This is a genomic window from Photobacterium carnosum, from assembly GCF_002849605.1.
GTDB classification, from domain to species: domain Bacteria; phylum Pseudomonadota; class Gammaproteobacteria; order Enterobacterales; family Vibrionaceae; genus Photobacterium; species Photobacterium carnosum.
Genome location: NZ_NPIB01000017.1, coordinates 65,705 through 84,434 on the forward strand (window position 1 = coordinate 65,705; position 18,730 = coordinate 84,434).

The 18,730-nt window shown below is 32.8% G+C and carries 22 protein-coding genes and 1 pseudogene; 16 read left to right on the top strand and 7 right to left on the bottom strand.

The features are described from left to right. Positions 1-29: 29 nt before the first annotated feature. A complete protein-coding gene (locus CIK00_RS13750) occupies positions 30-383 on the bottom strand; it encodes a MaoP family protein (protein WP_101769407.1) in 354 nt (117 codons plus the stop codon). A gap of 220 nt (positions 384-603) precedes the next feature. Here CIK00_RS13750 and hdfR point away from each other — a divergent pair, with 220 nt between their 5' ends. Both hdfR and CIK00_RS21330 read left to right on the top strand, forming a co-directional pair. Then, positions 604-1,464, top strand: coding sequence for an HTH-type transcriptional regulator HdfR (gene hdfR / locus CIK00_RS13755; protein WP_101769408.1), 861 nt, complete (start codon positions 604-606; stop codon positions 1,462-1,464). Between the two features lie 225 nt (positions 1,465-1,689). Further along, complete coding sequence (locus tag CIK00_RS21330; protein WP_162836320.1) at positions 1,690-1,854, top strand: hypothetical protein; 165 nt, start codon at positions 1,690-1,692, stop codon at positions 1,852-1,854. Between the two features lie 121 nt (positions 1,855-1,975). On the opposite strand, the gene CIK00_RS13760 is transcribed toward CIK00_RS21330, so the two are convergent. Next, positions 1,976-2,431, bottom strand: a complete 456-nt coding sequence (locus tag CIK00_RS13760) for an exoribonuclease R (RefSeq protein WP_101769409.1) — start codon at positions 2,429-2,431, stop codon at positions 1,976-1,978. 297 nt (positions 2,432-2,728) lie between these two features. Here CIK00_RS13760 and mrcB point away from each other — a divergent pair, with 297 nt between their 5' ends. Both mrcB and CIK00_RS13770 read left to right on the top strand, forming a co-directional pair. After that, the gene (mrcB, locus tag CIK00_RS13765) at positions 2,729-5,068 is read left to right on the top strand and encodes a penicillin-binding protein 1B (RefSeq protein ID WP_101769410.1); all 2,340 of its coding nucleotides are present in this window, start codon (positions 2,729-2,731) and stop codon (positions 5,066-5,068) included. A gap of 118 nt (positions 5,069-5,186) precedes the next feature. After that, positions 5,187-5,735, top strand: coding sequence for an NUDIX hydrolase (locus CIK00_RS13770; protein WP_101769411.1), 549 nt, complete (start codon positions 5,187-5,189; stop codon positions 5,733-5,735). A gap of 55 nt (positions 5,736-5,790) precedes the next feature. On the opposite strand, the gene CIK00_RS13775 is transcribed toward CIK00_RS13770, so the two are convergent. After that, positions 5,791-6,207, bottom strand: coding sequence for an META domain-containing protein (locus CIK00_RS13775; protein WP_101769412.1), 417 nt, complete (start codon positions 6,205-6,207; stop codon positions 5,791-5,793). A gap of 334 nt (positions 6,208-6,541) precedes the next feature. On the opposite strand from CIK00_RS13775, the gene CIK00_RS13780 reads away from it, so the two are divergent. From CIK00_RS13780 to CIK00_RS13795, 4 genes are all read left to right on the top strand, one after another. Continuing rightward, positions 6,542-6,757, top strand: a complete 216-nt coding sequence (locus CIK00_RS13780; RefSeq protein WP_101769413.1) for a DUF3820 family protein — start codon at positions 6,542-6,544, stop codon at positions 6,755-6,757. A 4-nt stretch (positions 6,758-6,761) separates the two neighbouring features. Further along, positions 6,762-7,304: a leucine-rich repeat domain-containing protein gene (locus CIK00_RS13785; RefSeq protein WP_232576690.1), complete on the top strand. Its 543-nt coding sequence runs from the start codon at positions 6,762-6,764 to the stop codon at positions 7,302-7,304. A gap of 2 nt (positions 7,305-7,306) precedes the next feature. Further along, the gene (gene gloA2, locus CIK00_RS13790; RefSeq protein WP_101769414.1) at positions 7,307-7,690 is read left to right on the top strand and encodes an SMU1112c/YaeR family gloxylase I-like metalloprotein; all 384 of its coding nucleotides are present in this window, start codon (positions 7,307-7,309) and stop codon (positions 7,688-7,690) included. A gap of 124 nt (positions 7,691-7,814) precedes the next feature. Beyond that, entirely contained in the window at positions 7,815-8,606 is a 792-nt protein-coding gene (locus tag CIK00_RS13795; protein WP_101769415.1) for a ParA family protein, read from the top strand. Between the two features lie 55 nt (positions 8,607-8,661). On the opposite strand, the gene CIK00_RS13800 is transcribed toward CIK00_RS13795, so the two are convergent. Next, positions 8,662-9,507 carry a mechanosensitive ion channel family protein gene (locus tag CIK00_RS13800; RefSeq protein WP_101769416.1) on the bottom strand — a complete coding sequence of 282 codons (846 nt, stop codon included), beginning with the start codon at positions 9,505-9,507 and terminating at the stop codon, positions 8,662-8,664. Between the two features lie 259 nt (positions 9,508-9,766). Between CIK00_RS13800 and CIK00_RS13805 the strand changes: the two genes are divergently transcribed. Together CIK00_RS13805 and CIK00_RS13810 are read left to right on the top strand one after the other, a co-directional pair. Then, positions 9,767-11,362: a DUF4832 domain-containing protein gene (locus CIK00_RS13805; RefSeq protein ID WP_167388563.1), complete on the top strand. Its 1,596-nt coding sequence runs from the start codon at positions 9,767-9,769 to the stop codon at positions 11,360-11,362. A 137-nt stretch (positions 11,363-11,499) separates the two neighbouring features. Continuing rightward, positions 11,500-12,054, top strand: a complete 555-nt coding sequence (locus tag CIK00_RS13810) for a rhodanese-like domain-containing protein (protein WP_101769418.1) — start codon at positions 11,500-11,502, stop codon at positions 12,052-12,054. Between the two features lie 69 nt (positions 12,055-12,123). On the opposite strand, the gene CIK00_RS13815 is transcribed toward CIK00_RS13810, so the two are convergent. The 3 genes and pseudogenes from CIK00_RS13815 to CIK00_RS21705 all read right to left on the bottom strand — a co-directional run. Further along, positions 12,124-12,546, bottom strand: coding sequence for a DUF3010 family protein (locus tag CIK00_RS13815; protein ID WP_101769419.1), 423 nt, complete (start codon positions 12,544-12,546; stop codon positions 12,124-12,126). Positions 12,547-12,695: 149 nt separating this feature from the next. Further along, positions 12,696-13,046, bottom strand: a complete 351-nt coding sequence (locus CIK00_RS13820) for a hypothetical protein (RefSeq protein ID WP_101769420.1) — start codon at positions 13,044-13,046, stop codon at positions 12,696-12,698. A gap of 40 nt (positions 13,047-13,086) precedes the next feature. Next, positions 13,087-13,221, bottom strand: a pseudogene (locus CIK00_RS21705) (metal-dependent hydrolase); the annotation flags it as partial. Between the two features lie 211 nt (positions 13,222-13,432). On the opposite strand from CIK00_RS21705, the gene CIK00_RS13830 reads away from it, so the two are divergent. The 6 genes from CIK00_RS13830 to CIK00_RS13855 all read left to right on the top strand — a co-directional run bounded on the left by CIK00_RS13830 (position 13,433) and on the right by CIK00_RS13855 (position 18,579). Next, on the top strand, positions 13,433-13,939 hold the full coding sequence (locus CIK00_RS13830; protein ID WP_101769421.1) for a M48 metallopeptidase family protein: 507 nt from the start codon (positions 13,433-13,435) through the stop codon (positions 13,937-13,939). Positions 13,940-14,376: 437 nt separating this feature from the next. Beyond that, a complete protein-coding gene (locus CIK00_RS13835; RefSeq protein WP_101769422.1) occupies positions 14,377-15,432 on the top strand; it encodes a ComEC/Rec2 family competence protein in 1,056 nt (351 codons plus the stop codon). Positions 15,433-15,434: 2 nt separating this feature from the next. Beyond that, positions 15,435-16,781 (top strand): ABC-three component system protein, encoded by a 1,347-nt coding sequence (locus CIK00_RS13840; protein WP_101769423.1) that lies wholly within the window; start codon positions 15,435-15,437, stop codon positions 16,779-16,781. After that, positions 16,774-17,343, top strand: a complete 570-nt coding sequence (locus CIK00_RS13845) for an ABC-three component system middle component 1 (RefSeq protein WP_101769424.1) — start codon at positions 16,774-16,776, stop codon at positions 17,341-17,343. The genes CIK00_RS13840 and CIK00_RS13845 overlap by 8 nt, the downstream gene beginning before the upstream one ends. After that, entirely contained in the window at positions 17,333-17,974 is a 642-nt protein-coding gene (locus tag CIK00_RS13850) for an AAA family ATPase (RefSeq protein ID WP_167388564.1), read from the top strand. The genes CIK00_RS13845 and CIK00_RS13850 overlap by 11 nt, the downstream gene beginning before the upstream one ends. Positions 17,975-18,087: 113 nt before the next feature. After that, a complete protein-coding gene (locus tag CIK00_RS13855; protein ID WP_101769426.1) occupies positions 18,088-18,579 on the top strand; it encodes a hypothetical protein in 492 nt (163 codons plus the stop codon). Positions 18,580-18,730 lie beyond the last annotated feature (151 nt).

Genomic DNA, 18,730 nt, shown 5'->3' on the forward strand with positions numbered 1-18,730 from the left:
TTTTGAAAATCCGTTTCTAAAAGTATTACTTAATAATCGAGATCGTTATCAGTACCACTATCGCTATCATCATCACCGTATGAGCCCGTCGTATGTGCTCGTTGTGAAATACACAATGTATAACTACGTGCTTTATGAGAGGTATGGTTTAGGTATTTAAGCCAGCATTTACCAAATTCAGACACCGCTTGTTGTTGCCCTTGAACTTCAGTTAAAAACTGAATTTCAGAGTCATCAATGGGTTGGGTCGTGCCGTCAAATAGTGCTCGCATAGAACGTCCATAGTTTTCTAATACGCTGGTTTCACTAATAGTAAAAACGCCCGAGCGATTAAAGCCGCGTGGGAAATTTTTATCGTCGTAAAATTTACCTTCACTTCTCATTCATAAAGTCCTTGATGTGATTTGCGCTGATATTTATCCAGACTTGCAATATTGTAAATCAATAGTTTTTTGTTGTTACGATAAAAATATTTGATGAATATTCAACGATAATAGGTTGTACTATTCCATAAAGTATTAACATTGAATTTATTCGCTATATAATGACTTATATACACAGTTTTTTTCTATTTAACCCACTCTTATTATTGAGAATTTCCCCGTGGATACTGAATTACTTAAAACGTTCTTGGAAGTTACCAAAACACGTCACTTTGGTCGCGCTGCTGATAACTTATATTTGACCCAATCTGCAGTTAGCTTTCGTATTCGCCAGCTTGAGTCACAATTAGGTAATCCGCTATTTTCTCGCCAACGTGGAAATGTGCACCTGACTGCTGCTGGTGAGCGTTTGCAGCCCTACGCTGAAGCAATTTTACAAACTTGGGGACGTGCGAAGCAAGATGTAGCATTAACTGATAGTTTAAATACCCAATTGGCAATTGGTGCATCGCCGTTATTTTGGGAATTTGATGGTATTTCAGTTTGGATAAATCGTATTTATGACACCGTTCCAGGGCTTGCTTTACGTTTAGAATCAGTGAAGCGAGAAGGAATGGCAAAACGGTTATTTGATAAAAGTATTGATTTGTTTATTACTAGTGAACCGCCAAAAATTGAAAATTTACATGTACAAAAAATACGTGATTATCAATTACAACTTGTGACCAATCAGCCTAATTGTAATATGCACAGTGTGCGTGATATGCCGTTAATTTATCTTGATTGGGGTACACGTTTTTCTGTTGATCACAGCCGTATACCAGAATTACAACGTACACCCATACTGCATACTCATTCATGTAAAATGGCATTAGATTATATTTTGGCAAATGGTGGCGTGGGTTATTTCCCTTCTCTTGTTGTTGCAAGTAGTGCGGCTTTAGGCGAATTGTATGTTGTTGAAGATGCTCCAATTATGGAACAAAGCCTTTATTTAGTGTGGCGAGAAGGCAGTGATAAAGAAGCATTAATCAATGCAATTGTCGATGTTCCGTTCAATAATGTGATCGAAAGCATTTGATTTGAATTATTTGTCATTACCAGTAAAATAACTTGTTGTACGGGAGCTAATTCCTGAATTAGTCTAAGAAAAAATACTACTAGGGTAAGAACAATGCACTATGGACCGGATTGTCTGTCATGTTTCTTACATCAACTTAGTACTGTTTTGCCACAATAGAACATTACAATTGCCAGTGTTCTATTTTAATAATTATTTACTCTGGATGTTGTTCAGGAAACGCAAATGGCTAAGTTAAACCAAAAATTTCACAAAGGCAGCAAATCAAAATTCAATTCTGAATTTGCAGATGATTTTCAGGATTTAGATCTGCAATCTCGTGGTAAGAAGAAACGTCGTGTAACTCGTTCGCGTTTCGATAGTCCGGAGTACAGTGATTTCGATTATTAATAGTGATGTGTAATTCACGATAAAAGATCGGCAATTAAGTATTAAAAAAGGCGTACCTAGATGGGTACGCCTTTTTGTCATTTAAACGGCTATTATTATAGTAAACGGTTATAGCAAATCGTTATGATTCACTTTTTTGTTCACTCAACGTGGCATAACGGTGTAATAATTCAGTTAAGGCACTAACCCAACCAAAAGCATTATCTGGTGCATTCATTAGAATTTGTTCTACTTCAGCGCAGTGCTGTTCTAACGTTATCGCTTCTTCAAGTTGAAAAGAGATCGCATAAAAATGCCATAGCAATAAGCGGATCATACGTTCGCTATTTTGTTTGGCATTATCAGAATCAGAAAATGCAGTATTAACTTCTCCTAAGGCAATCGCAGTCATTCGTAGCATTGCATCAAACTGGGTTGATTTTAGACGCTCGTCACTGTCAATTTCTTCTTGATCAAAGGTAAATATTTCCTGCATTACATCTTCTGGTACCATACGACCAATTACGCGAAGGCTAAATTCTTCTAAGTCATGTCGCGGCATGGTTAAAAGGCAGTTTAAGGTGTAGTCACGTTGCATATAATTTCTCGTAAATACCACGACGCCGATCAGGATTGATCATTGGGCGAATGATGAAAGTGGGGTATTTTGGAGTATTTATGAGTAAAAGGCTAATAAAACTCAAGCTGATAAATTCACTCTAAAATATCTGACAACGTGATGACAACCAAATTTATATATTAAGTTATATTGATTCTATTTATAGTCAGTGTGTAGACACTGGTATTATTTTGTGAATACTTCACCAATATCTGTTGGCTGCTACCGTTATTTATATAAGGTAGTAATGACGAATTTATTACATTGAACAGGCTTATGACGTCAAATAATCAACAATCACCTTCTCAAGTACCTCAAATGAAGAAAAAACGCAGTGCGATTGTGCGTGCCTTAATTGGTGCCACATTAATTGGTACTGCTGGTATGGCTTATCTAGGTTATGGCTTAAATCAACAAATAAGCGCTAAGTTTGCTGGGCAATTATGGCAATTACCTTCGGTTGTTTATGCGCGTGAAATGGCATTACAACCAGGCGCTGCGATAACTTATAATACGTTGGTTAATGAACTCAACGTTTTAGGATATCAAAAAGTTGCGAGGCCTGATCAAAGTGGCGAATATGCAGCTAACGGTTGGAAAGTTGATTTTATACGTCGACCGTTTAATTTTAAAGAAGGTCCTGAAGGGGCGCGTCATGTGTCGGTGTCGTTCAATAATGACGGCATAACGAGCATCATGGATTTAGATTCTAATAAAGAACTGGGATTTTTACATATAGATCCCAAGATGCTTGGAATGTTAGAAGCACATTCAGACGAACAGCGGATTTATTTGCCTGAAGATAAAATGCCAAAGCTACTAGTTGCTGGTTTGATTGATACAGAAGATCGCCATTTTTATGAGCATGATGGTATTTCGTTAGTCGGTATTGCGCGGGCATTTATTGCTAATATTAAAGCGGGTCATACTGTTCAAGGTGGTAGTACGCTAACACAGCAGTTAGCTAAAAACATGTTTTTAAGTAGCCAGCGTTCATTTTGGCGTAAATTCAAAGAAGCTTACATGGCGATCATTATTGATACTCGTTATGGCAAGCAAGAAGTGCTCGATGCCTACATGAATCAAGTGTATTTGGCTCAATTTGGTGGCCATGGTATTCATGGTTTTGCTTTAGCATCCCGTTACTATTTTGATCGTCCATTATCTGAATTACGAGTTGATCAACTGGCTCTGTTAATTGGTATGGTTAAAGGGCCAACATATTACAATCCTTGGCGTCATCCTGAGCGTGCAAAAGAACGTCGTAATATCGTCTTGGGTCTAATGAACAAAAATGGTGAGATCAATGAAAAAGCTTATCAAGCAGCCATTAAACTGCCATTAGATATTCAAGAAAAAGGTCAACTTGCTAAACGCCAACCGGCGTATTTTGATCAGATTAAAACAGAGTTAGAACAAAAAGCAGGGGCTGCATTTGAAGCAGGTAAAGGGTTACGTATTTTTACCTCGCTTGATCCTCAATCTCAAAAATTAGCAGATGCTGCTGTTGCTAAAATAATGCCTGAAATACAAAAACGGGCAGGTAAGAACTTACAAACTGCCGTTGTTATTGTTGATCGTACTACGGGTGAAATTCGAGCTATGGTCGGCGGAGATAAACCTGGTTTTGCAGGATATAACCGCGCGATAAATGCACAGCGTCAAGTCGGATCCGTGATTAAACCTGCGTTGTATCTCAGTGCGTTAGAAAATCCAGCACAGTTTAGTCTGGCAACGTCATTAAAAGATCAACCGTTATCGATCAATATGCATGATGGTGCGGTATGGAGTCCTCGTAATTACGATCGTAAATATCGTGGTGAAGTGCCATTATTTGTTGCGCTGGCGAAATCGTATAATGTACCAACGGTGAATCTTGGTATGGCGGTAGGGGTCGATAAAGTAACCGACACGCTAACAAAGTTAGGTATTCCACGGGAAGATATTCCACAAGTACCTTCTTTATTCCTTGGTTCAATTAGCTTGTCGCCGCTAGATGTCGCACAAATGTATCAAGGTATTGGTAATGAAGGTTATTTAGCTCCGTTAACAGCGTTGAATGCCGTGGTTGATGAAAACGGTAAGGTGTTATATCAAAATTGGCCCAAAGCGGCTGAAGTCGTTCCATCGCAAGCTGCATGGTTAACAATGTTTGCTCTGCAAGATACGGTTAAGTTTGGTACTGCCCATTCGTTGAATAAATTATTCCCAAATACGCATTTAGCGGGTAAGACAGGTACGACGAATAATGGCCGTGATAGTTGGTATGTTGGTATCGATGGGCGTGAAGTCGTAACGGTTTGGATGGGACGTGATGATAACAAAGGTACCCATTTGACGGGTGCAAGTGGTGCATTACGCCTTTACACTAATTATATTCAACACCGTAAGCCTGAACCATTATTACTACGACAGCCCGCAAATATTGAAGCTGAAAAATATAATATTGCCGCAGATGGTGAATATATTCCAAGTTGTATTGGTAAAACACGAATGCCTATTTGGGATCCGCACGGTGATCTTAAACAAAACTGCCAAGTAGAAAAAGTGAAAGATAAAGTCGAAAAAGCAAAACATAAAGTTGAAGGTTTTTTCAATAATTTGTTTAATTGGTAAATAAGTACTTACTATCTTAAAGCCTCCTGATATGGAGGCTTTTTCATATATCGAGGGTTCGTATTTTAGCGATGGGTTCGGTAGAATGTTCGCTTGCAATATAAATGAGTAATCCGTGATGCGCTTTTTAAAATTGTCAGTACATACTGATTTAACTAAGCTTGATCTTCAATCACCCACATTGACGGTATATCATCGTCAAGCTACACGAGCAATTGTGCTTAATGGTGACAATATATTGATGTTATATACAGCTCGTTATCATGACTATACATTACCTGGCGGTGGTATTGATGCTGGGGAAGATCACATCCAAGGCTTAATTCGAGAGTTAGCTGAAGAAACGGGTGCGATGAATGTTCGTGATATTGAACCGTTTGGCGTATATGAAGAATATCGACCTTGGCATAAGGCTGAGTATGATATTGTACATATGGAATCATTTTGTTATGTCTGTAAGATTGATGCTCAATTAGGCGCGACACAGCTAGAGGATTATGAGCAGAAAAATGGCATGAAGCCGGTGTGGATTAATATTTTTGACGCGATAGCGCATAATGAACATACGATGCAGTTTTCTGATAAAAAAGGTATGTCTATTGAGCGAGAAACCTTTTTATTAAAACGCATTGTGACAGAGTTATTAGTAAAATCAGTGACACAATAGCTTTTTATAAAAAACCCACAATCCTTATTTAATTATTGTGGGCTATAAAATAAGCTTATTTGTTTACAACACGCTTAAATGTCACCGTATGATTATCTGAACTTAAGATCAGTGTATTATTATTGACTAAAAAATCAGAAGGGCCTGTTAGCATTTGTTTTACAAAGCCATCGACTGTTGCTTGTGCATTTTGAATACACATTTTTTGGGTTGATATTAAATTTTTAGTCGTAATATCTTGTGCGGTAATGCGAATTTTACCTGTTAATGTATTACAGCCTGAATAGGTGGCATTAAGGTTTTTATTAATTGTTAATTGTGGTTTGATAGGTAAAGCGTCAACTGGTTGGGTATAACCATCAATTGAACTTACTGTCCATGAATTAACCAGATCTGCTGTACTTTTGGGTGAATTTGCACAACCTGTTAATATTGTTGCAATGAATAGCGTTGTTAGTAGCGTTTTTTTCATGAAGAGTCTCTTAATCTTATTGGCGAGATTTTCTGGAATGTACTAATATTTTTTCTATTCTGGTAATCGTCGATGTATAAATAGGAAAATAAAAATGTGAGTGATTACCTGTTGTCCCGTTTGCTATAAATGAAAAAACGGGCGTTAAGTGTGACAAAGATCGCTAAAAATGTAAATGTTCTATTGTTAAATAATAGGATATTAATTGAGTAAATTTCTATATAAAATCTATTTTTTTAATATAATACCTTATGTATATAAGGTGTCTGTTTAATATGAATTATTGTTTTTAGCTGCTGCTATTTAAGTTGTTAATATTTTTAGTGTGGTATTTATGTTTCAAAAACAACATCTTGTACAATTAGCTAATATGAAAATGCCCTTTGGTAAATATGCTGGTCGAGTGTTAATTGATTTACCTGATGAATATTTACTGTGGTTTCAAAAAAAAGGTTTTCCTGAAGGTCAATTGGGAACATTAATGGCGTTAGCGCTTGAATTTAAAATAGAAGGATTAGAATCAGTGATTCGTCCTTTGAGGCAGGTTTAGTCAGGTGTTGAAATATCGTCACCGTCATTTACATATAGTTGTTATTGCGGTTATCACTAGCGCTATACTTACTGGCTGTGCGCAACCTAAAACAGTCAGCGCATTAACATTTCGTGATCCTAATTTTAAGCGTTGTGTTGTTGCCCAAGGTGAAGAAAATATTCAACAGATCACTGTCTTAACGTGTAGCCATTTTAATATACGAGATGCCCGAGAAATACGTTATTTAACTGGTTTAAATAGTTTAGATTTATCATCAAATCAACTGACCTATCTAGATATTAGTTATAATCATCAATTACAACTTGTTAGTGTTGAACATAATAAATTGGCTGATTTGGATCTGTCGGATAATCCTCAATTACAGATAGTGAATGTCAGCTTTAATCATTTAAAAACATTAGACGTGAGTGATAATCCACAGTTAATGTACTTAAATTATAATGAAACTTTGATTAATAAAGTTGATATTAAGCATAACCCGCGTTTACTTGCTCCTTTTTATACCATCGATGTGCCAAATGGGCCCACAATAATGGATGAATAATAATGTTAAAAGCCATTCATCATGTAGCAATTATCTGTAGTGATTATTCACGATCAAAAGCGTTTTACTCACAATTATTGCAGCTAGAGATTGTCTGTGAAACTTATCGTGAAGATCGCGATTCATATAAATTGGATTTGAGATTGCCCGATAATAGTCAAATTGAGTTATTTTCATTTAATGGTGCGCCGCAACGACCAAGTTATCCGGAAGCACAAGGATTACGTCATTTGGCTTTTGCTGTGGATGATATTGCAGTTACCGTGCATTATTTAGAAGATAACGGGGTTGATGTTGAGCCGATTCGTATTGATGATATAACAAATAAAGCATTTACTTTTTTTAATGATCCAGATGGATTGCCGTTAGAGCTTTATCAAATTTAGCGGATATAACAATGAATAAATGACTGTGTTATAGAATATTGATTCAAATGATATCTTTAACTAACAACTATATGCGTGTATGTGTATAGTTATTAATAGTTATCGATGATCAAGGATGAAATAGATGCGCAGGATTATTTTTAATCAGAAAGGCGGTGTGGGTAAATCAAGTATCACTGTTAACTTAGCGGCAATCAGTGCGGCTAAAGGTTATAAAACCTTAGTGGTTGATCTTGATGTACAAGGTAATAGTAGTGCCTACTTAGGGATTGATATTAATCAGCCTAATGATAAAACGATTGCTGAATTACTCAATCAAACAGCTTCTTGGTTTGCGATGTCGACACCTGTTCGTGATTACCCTCAAGCAACTGCGTATGATAATCTATTTATTATTCCGTCGAGCCCTAAACTCGATAAGTTAGAAGTTGAGCTTGAACGACGTTATAAAATTTATAAACTCCGTGAAGTACTTGATACTTTAGCGGCAGATTTCGATCGTGTTTATATAGATACACCTCCTAATTTAAATTTTTATACAAAAGCGGGTTTGATTGCTGCACATAAGTTATTAATTCCTTTCGATTGTGATAGTTTTTCTCAGCAAGCTTTAATTAAAGTAATGGATAATCTGGCTGAGTTGCGGGACGATCATAATCGGGATTTAGCCTTAGAAGGCATTGTGGTTAATATGTTTAATACACAAGCAAAGTTTCCACGGCAAATTATAGATGAGATAAAAACGCTTGGTTTTCCTATTTTAGAGCCCTATTTAGCTCAATCGATAAAAATGAAAGAATCGCATTATCAACAGTGTCCAATGTTATATTTTGATCCTAAACATAAGCTGACTCAGCAATTTATTGCATTGTATGATGGGATTGAAGCTGCTGTAACAGTAGAAAATAAAGCCTAAAATAGAATGAATGGTAATTCTAATTTGAATTACCATTACCATTACCATTACCAGATTATGCCGCCGTTGACGGAAATGCACGTTGATATTCTTCCATGAAATCCCGACGAATATCTTGTTCTAGATGTGTGGCTCGTTCTGTCGGGCAAAACAGCATAAAATGTACTATTTGTTCGCCAGTACTTGAGCTACTTATGTGTATATGAGGTTCTGATCCTGGCAGATCGACACCTGCATGTTTTTCAATAACACTGTTATATCGACGAGCAACATCAATAAAATCTTCACTGTGATGATCAATTTTAGTGATCATTATTGGTAATAATGGGTATAGATTTACAAAGTCTCTCACAACGATTGAAAAATTATGATAGACATAGCGTTTCATGAAATTGAGATTTTTAACGGGATAAGTAAAAAACATACTATTCGGTAGTGTTGCCGTTTTACCCGTGTAATGATATTGGCCGTGATGAAGATCTATTTCTTGAATCACTGTTGCCATCATGTTGTGTTCAATCACTTCACCACAAATTTTGCCAACTTCTATCCAGTCTCCAATTCGAAATGAACGCGAACTTGCACGTTGAATTGATCCAGTGAAGCATAGGATTATTTCTTTAGATGCAACAACAATAGCCACCGCAATTGCAGTGACAGAGAGTGCGAACTCATTGATTTCTGAACGCCATAATATAAATAAAATCACTAAGGTTAAAATAAATGTGCCATTTTTAGTTCGGGACATCCATTTACGCTGCGTTTCAGTAACGAAAAATTCATCACCTCGTACTTGAGATAAAATAATTCGTCGTACTAGAGTAATAATTGCAACTATTATGATAGTAAAAAGAAGTTTATTGGCTAATAAATAGGTAAATGTTTCAGTAATTATATCCATAAATTCCTTTATATCTATGATTTAACTCTTAATCTAAACAAGATCGCATAGATTGATATTGAAATCCAATAGTTAAATTTTTTTTCATGAAATATTAGATATTATTAAAAAACAAGAGATAAGAGATAATATAATTATATGCATAGTTGTTTATGTTGTTATATATAACAAAGAGGATCTAAAGATCAATTATGTTCTATTCTATACATGATATTTCAAATATCATGTATTTTGTTTTTAGTTTTTGATGGGACATCTAATGAGTTCAATATTACTTTCTTTGCTTCTCACTTCTTCTGTTATTTATCCCAAAAAAAGTGATGATATATTAACGAATCCAGGTATAGGTTTTACAGAGTTACAACGAATAGTTAGTAATGAACCAACCAATCCTTTTTATGGTGATAAGCCTGTTCTATCTTATCCAGACACCAGTACTGTTTATTATCGTTGGTATTGGGATCAATTAACGACCGCGGATAATCCGAACCTGGATGAAGCGATGCTTGAAAGGAAAATAGATAATGTATTAAAAGACGCCGCTTCAGTAAATAAGAAAGTTGTCATTCGTTTTATGGCACTGAGAGGGAAAGGCGACCCTATTTATGATGTTGATGTAAATAAAGATAGTAGTGGTATTCCCTGCTGGCTTGTAGACGAATTATATGGTCATGGCTTAAACGGAACCAGCTGTCATTTATCTGATGAAGAAGCTGTAAATATGTTTAAAATCCCGCAGTTTATTCATCGATCTCAAGAATTTTTATCAACATTAGGTCAGCGTTATGATCATAATAAAACACTATTACGTATCGATGTGGGTATGGTGGGCACATGGGGCGAATGGAATTTATCGGGGTATTCATCAAAAAGTAGCTTAAGTGTAGGAATGGCAGATAATGGTTATAAAGTTCAAGATCTTAAACCTTATATTGATGCAATAGTTAAAGCTTTCCCACATACGCCAAAAGTGATGCTTGGCACCAATAAAGGTGATTATCTTAGCTATGCAACTCAAAAGGGGTTTGGCTGGCGAGTTGATTGCTTAGGTGACTGGAATAAAGGATGGAATCATATGGAAGATGGTTATCCAACAATGATTTCACATATGACTGATGCATCAACAAATAAATATCCAGATATGTTATTTAATCAACGTTGGAAAAAATCAGCCGTTGATTTTGAAATTTGCCAAGGATCATTACAAGATTGGTATAGTATTAAAAACACCCACCGCCTTACGTATAATCAGGTACTGAAAACGTTTGATTTTGCATTAAAACAGCATGCTTCTTTAATTAATGCTAAATCAGGTGCAATTCCTAAACGATATCAATTGTTAGTTAAACAGTTTCTAAATAAACTAGGTTATCGATATCAATTAAATCAACTAAAAGTAAATAATGTAGTACATAAGAATGATTATTTATACATCGATTCAACGTGGGAAAATGTAGGTGTTGCCCCTATTTATAGTAATTATCCGGTTACTTGGCGTTTGAGATCTGCGAATGGTAATATTGTTGCTTATTATACATCAACAGCAAATATTGTTAATTGGCTTCCTGCTGATAATGAGAATGTTAAAAATCCTATTTATGTTATTACAGATAAATTTAAAATTAAGAATATATCAATAGGAGAATATTTCCTTGATGTAGGATTAGTTGAAAAACATACGCGAAAAGCAAAAATAAGTTTGGCTATTGATACTAAACTTACGGATGATAATGGTAAAGATTATGTTATTGAGATGAGTAAAAAACAATTTAATATGAACAATAGTCAACAATATATTGAAGATCAAAATAATATAGGTCGTTGGCGTGAGATTACAATAATAAATATTATTTAACCTGTAATTATTCTGGGGCTGTATTATTGCTAACTTATTAAATAGCTTAAGTTTTTATTTGTAAAATATCTAAGGTATGTATGTGTTTATTATGCTATTAATAGATTATAAATTTTGCAAAGTAAAGGATAATCCATATGCATATATTTACTGATCGTAAACATATTATTATTGATACTCGATCATCAGAAGAATTTTTAGATCATCATATTGAAGGCAGTGTTTTTGTTGGGTTTAATGGTGGTAATTTTAAGTATTGGTTAGAGTTATTATTACCCGATAAAAATGCAGATATTGAGGTTATCGCTACTGCTCTTGATGCTGATAAGATCATGGTTATCGTTAATGATCTTGGGTATCGCAATGCTAAATTGGTAGAGCTAGAGACTACAGGAGTAGCATTGGATCATATTTCAACGGATGAATTTAAAAAAATAAAGCAGCATACAGATCTGGCAGTACTTGATGTACGAGAAGCTGATGAGTATCAACAGGGATCAGTCGGTCAATCTGAGAAGTTACCACTATCTGATATTATTCAAGGTCAGTTACCAAATGAAGATAAAGAATATATTATCCATTGCGGTAGTGGCTATCGTTCCATTATTGCGATGTCTTTATTAAAATTACTTGGGCGATGTAAACTTATTAATTTAGATGGTGGTTATCAAAAACTTACGGCTAAAAAATAATGTAACTTTAAGAAGAAGGCAGAGCATTTAGATGAGCTCTGCCTTTTTTATTAGTTGCTGCCGCTGTTATTAGCGACCAAGAAATGCATAACCGGTAGTAAATGCAGCTTCTTGGAATTGACGTAAGCCCGTTGCACGGAAATCAATAGCCATAGGATTACGTTTTAATTTTTCTTTGATATCTGCATTAGACATAAAGTTAACATCAAGATCATCAATTAACTGAATAGCAGATTCAAGTTTAAAGCCGACAGAGCTTCCTGCAAATTTTCCGCGTGTTTCGCGAGTACGAATCACAACTTTTTCTACTTTGTAGTCATCAAGTAGTTTTTTAAATGCAAATTGGAAATCTCTCATTTTTTGGTTATCAAGAGAATTATCCATAATGAACTTCTGAGTACGGCATTCTGGAATACCGACCATTCCGCCCTCTAAAGTTAGTAGGCAAATAATAGCTTCATTGCTACGTAGTTCAACTGAACAAATTTTCATGTTTATACCTGAATCATAATATTTTGGACGTTATTGTAGGCTAAAAACGGGTTAGCTGTTAGTGATGCTGTCGTTTTTTATTAATATTGTTTATGTCTATAGATAACAAAGCCAACGACAAACTGTTATCGTTGGCAATGATTGTATGATTAGTTGCGTTTAACTGGTTTGTAAGCGCAACCAGCCGCTAAATATGTTTCTTTATCTGTAATTTCAAATGTAGTGTAAAAGAACCAAGCAATAAAACGCATCATTTCATCGCCATCATTCATTACCCATTCTGCAAACTCTTCAGGTTCACCTTGGTCATTATCTTGGCTAAATACGTGGTAAATACGTTTTTCACCGTCAATTTCAGCTAGACTAAAGTGGCCAATTAATGCTGCCGCAGCTTCTGCTACTTCTGGCTCTTCATTATTTGCTAGCGTCTCAAGGATTGCTGATACTGAATCAAGTTGTGCTAATTCTTTTACAAGTATTTCAAATTCTTCTTGTTGCATGATGTTATCTCATAATTACACTATGATGAGTATCATAACCTTAATTGTAAATAGAACCAAAATGTTCAACTTGCGTTAAGTACATTCGCATATCAAATTCAAGTTGATGGTATTGCGGTTCCATATGGCAACAAAGTTGGTAGAAGGCTTTGTTATGCTCTTTTTCTCTTAAATGTCAAAGTTACCTTTACACTTGAATTCTGGAAGTTTTCTGGAATGCTTTGTTTAATAAGGTTTATTGCTATTTTCCAGAAAAATGAGATTTTTTCGATATTTTGGTGGAAATAATGAAAATTTAATAAGTTTTCCAGAATAATAAAATTATCGTTTTTAAATGCATTTATCGATAGACTTGGATTATTCTAGGTATAGCGTAATATTATTGTATGACGACTTTAGTGTATTTATCCGGTTACTCGCCTCAACTACTTGAGCAAGTACAACAACTTATTGAGACTAAAAAGTTAGGTGAGTACCTAACGAACAAATATCCAGAAAAACATAATATTACAACAGAAAAAACATTGTATAATTATATTGTTGATTTACAAAGAAAATATATAAAAAAGACACCTGTGATTAGCAAGGTGGCTTATGATAAGAACATTCATTCTGTTCATAATGCTTTAGGGCTTCATACTTTTGTATCTCGTATACAAGGGAATAATTTGAAAGCTAAGAATGAAATTAGAATAGCACGAGTATTCAGATCTGCTCCTTTAGCGTTTTTAAGAATGATTACTATTCACGAGTTGGCACATTTAAAAGAAAAAGATCACAACAAAGCCTTCTATCAACTTTGTTGCCATATGGAGCCTAATTATCATCAGTTGGAGCTAGATATGCGTTTATATCTAACTCATTTGGATTTGGTTGGTTCAGTATATAATTGATTTAAGCTACTGTTCCATATACTCCATTAATTCTTTTGTTGTAGTTTGAGTTAACTAATTTTGCTTTAGTTGCGTATACAACAGGTATTTTAATGGAGTGATATCAATAATGAACTTGGATGCTTAAAGGTATGCTTTAAGTAAGATAAATACTAATAATGTAATTGAGTACTAGTTTAATTATCATTATTAATAAAAACTTAATATTGATATTGTTTTTTATTGGATGTAATTTAACAATAACCGATCATGACGGATGGTGAATTTAAACAATAGTAACAATTTGGAAACTTAATAAAAATATTTAAAATATTAAATTTTTGAAATACTTATCAAATATCATAATATAATTACTCTTATTGTTAAAAATACTTGAGTGGCCTATAAAAACAATTATCATATAAATTCATTAAGTTTTTGTTTTATTAGGGTTTAAAATGAGTTTCAATGTCAAAGTACTAAAGGCTGCTCATGGAGATTGCATCCTGATAAGTGGCGTTTTTGATGATGGTATTTTTCGTAATATATTAATCGATGGTGGACCAAGTAAAGCTTATGAGTATCGCCAATTTAAAGGAGAATTATTTAATGAACTTTCAAAAATAAATAAACAGCAACAAGTTATTGATCTTTTAATTATCACACATGTAGATGATGACCATATTGGAGGATTATTAAAAGGTTTTAAAAATGATGGATTATTGTCATTGCTGACAAAAAAAGTTTGGTTTAATTCTGGCAAACTAATTAATGAGTATTTTAATCAACAAGAAAATGAAAATTTGATAGTACTTAATGATTCTGGAGAGGTTGGGTATACAAGTATAAGACAAGGTGTAGATTTTGAAGAGATTATTGAACGTAAAGGTATCTGGGATAAGAATATTATCATGGCTAGTGATATTATTCATATCTTTGGTATTAAATTTACCTTCCTCTCACCAAATGAAGACCAACTTTCAAAGTTATTAGGGAAGTGGGAAAAGGAACAACCTAATAGTCTGACCTCATCAACTCATACTGATTATGATAAAACACTTTTAGAACTTATTGAGTCTGATATTTTCGAGGAAGATAATACTATTCATAATGGTAGTTCTCTGGCTTTTATCTTTGAATATAAAAATAAAAGAGCGCTTCTACTTGGTGATGCTCGTGATAGTGTTATAGTAAATAACTTAAAGAAGCTATTAAAATTAGGTGAATCGAATAGGTTCGATTTAATAAAACTGTCTCATCATGGTAGTAAATATAATACTAGTATTGAATTTTTAAGAATTGTTGACTGTGATAAATATATTATATCTACAGATGGTTCCAAACATGGATTACCTAATAAGGTAACTTTAGCTAGAGTATATTCAGTTAAACCAATGGCTTCGATTTTTTTCAATTATCCTAATGTTATCGATTCTAAAATATTTAAAAAATGTGAACTAGAAGATTTAGAGAACAAAAAATTTAATATATTAGATGGCACAATAGAATTTTAAATATGACAGATGCTTTAAGTAAAATTAAAAATGTGTCTTATGTAGTTAATGATGGAAGTGGAGTATTACTTCAAGCAATGACTACAGACTATAGCTATGTAGTTACGGCAAAACATGTAATTCAAGTAGATAAAAATAATAGTGAACAAGGAATTTTATCTATTAGTGATATATCAGTATTTAGTCCTGATGATATTAAAATAAGAGTCCTCGATACTTTTATTCACCCGACTTTAGATTTAGCTATATTAACAATAGAATATATTAATTCAGATATTCCTTTATCAACTTTAAAATGTCAAAGAAATGAAAATCTAGTTATTTATGGATATCCAAATTATAGTGGCCGTCATAGAAATACGCAGTTGTCTCGTAGGTTATGGTTAGAAACGTATAATTTGAACTTCCTAGATATTAATGACAATATAATGACTATGGGAGTGCCAGATGTTGTTCAGTTAAGTGATATGGAAGGGTTCTCTGGTTGCGGTGTCTTTCATATTAATAATGGTAAACCTTTTTTGGTAGGTATTGATTTTGCTTTTGACAAACCAGGTGAATATGTAAGTAGAATATTGAGTGTTTCAATTGAAAATATTTTCACTATCTTAAATCTAAATAATTTACCTCAGATAAACCCTCCATATTTTAAAAATATATTTGAGCTAAAAGAAGATATATTTAAATATGATAATTGCTTTTCTATAGAAGATATAAAAAAAGCAACAGGAGTAATAAAAGGTAACTCAGATTATTTACAAGGTTCTTGTGAAATAACGCCTTTTAATATTCTTACTCACCATAATGATATACTAGATTTTATTGGTTGTAGCTCTTCAGATAAACAAAACGAAAAGATTTGGATTGCATTTCTTGAGTTTCTTTATGTGAATAATTTATTAGAACGTAAAGAAATCTGGGACTGTGATTTAATTGAATACTTAAAATCTAATTTTAAACTTATCTATATTAATTCTGATAAAGGTTACAAACATCATTTACATAATATTTTATCTGCTAATGTAGAACATTTAAAAGAAAAAGGAAAACTTCTCATTATTGATTTTGGTCAAATGCCTCCTAAGCCAGATACACTTAATCTCTATAGAGATAAAATCCCCAATAACGTTGCAAACGCAATAGACGAAGAATCAATTACTAATGCCTTATATATTATGAAAAAGTCAATTTCAATTATTCACCTTCCAAAACTTCATGAACATTGTATTGTTGATAAAGAATTGCAATTTGAACAACTCAATAGAATAACAGATAGAGAAAAAATCCTTAAAATAATTAGGGATGGATATTTGGAATTTCTATCAATGGAGGATATTGTTTGTGGATAAGGGGTTTTTATTAAATATATCAGAAATTTTTTCAATTGAAGCTGAGTTTAACAATGTGGTTTCATGGCTTCATGTATGTCAAGTTAGCAGTGACGAAGAGTCGAAACTTAGTTGTATATCTATTCAGTTAAATTCCGAAGAATATTTATGGTCTAACTGGGAAGCTTTGACAAATGAAGTTGCTATTAATTACATATCTACTCTTAAATCAACTTTTTCTAAATGGAATTGTTACATAATATTCGCTTGTACATTTAATATCTCAAAAGAGCTGAAATATAAAATTGAAAATAATAAATTTGCAGCTAGAAAAATAATCATAGAAGTTAATGATTATATATCAGAACCTGAGATTAGGAATATAATAAATAATCGAATTTTAGCTTTTAATATTAATTTGTCAGATAGTTCAGCATTTAAAGTAATAGAACAACCACTTTCAAAAACAAGTGATATATTAATTGAAATGAAACTTCCTTTAGATAAAAAAGATGAGTCTATTAATAAAAGACAGGCTTGGATTGCTAAAGAAATTGACAGGATTAAAACAAATGAAAATTAAGAAAGTAAAAATTCAAGCGTTTAAATCATATTTTAAAGAAGAAGACTCAACGTTTGATTTTTCGTGGAATAAGGATAAATCACAAGTTGCGAAAATCGTGACTATTTTTGCTCCTAATGGTTTTGGAAAAACATCTTTTTATGATGCAGTTGATTACTGTTATACGAGTAATATTACTCGTTATATTAGAGATGATAAAACAAGGATTCAAAATAAAAAGAACGCTAAGAAACAAAATTTTATAATTCGAAACAGAAACAAAGAGAATCAAATAGCAAAATTAGATACAAAGGTTGTAATTGAAACTGAAGATAACAAAGAAATAATAAGTAAAATTATCAAATATAATACTAAAGGAATAGATTACAAATTCGACGATTCAAATACCCCTGATGAACGTAAGTATTTTCGTGATTTATTACTGAGTCAGGATGCTATTGATGCTTTTTTAAGAGAGACTAATCCTGCTGATAGGTTTAATAAATTTGCTACTAAGCAAGTAAATTCTCTATCTCAATTAAATGAAAAAAGAATAAGTATAAGTCAAGTCGTTAGTGATATTGAATCGAATGTCAGAGAAATAAAAAAATGTATTAAAGAGAAAAAAAGAAACTCGACTTACTTAATATAGATGTTAATGTAATTAACAAGCTTAATGAGAAAATATCCATTTGTAAAGATTTAGGTCTAGATTTTAATATCAATTTAAGAAGGTATGATACTAATACTCATCAAAAACTATCAATGCAACTTTCTGAATATGTTGATAAATATTCTAATGAAGTAAATGCATTATCAGAGGAAATAGAATTATCAAATAAATGCATTATAAACTTTAATCAAATAAATGAACAAATTGATAAAAACAAAAATAATTTAACTAAAAAAAATGATTTTTTAAAAATACAAAATAAATTAGTTACTATTTCATGTAAAAATGATATTTTAAGTAAAAATGAAAAAGAAAAAATCATCTGGCTAGATAATATAGACAAGATAAATTTATTATTATCTAACACTGAAGCTTTCTATGTGAAACATAGAAAGCTTTTTGATCAAATAGAAATTAACTCGGATGCTAAGAATAAAATATCTTTGTGTGAAGATGAAATTAAACAATCAAATACTGAACTAGAAAAATTACGAATAACTTCAAATAATACTAATAAAGAACTCAGTTATTGTATAGATTTAATAAACAAATCTATTATAATTTTTGATGAAATAAAAAATTAAAATTAGATATTGAACGAGATAAATTAAAGCTTAAGAAGCTAGAAGAAAAACTTACTCGAAATTATAAAAGTATTCTTGAAGTAGAAAAGGCTATAATTTCGCTCTCTCAAGTAAATATTAAAAGCTATTGCAGTGATAATATAATTGAAGA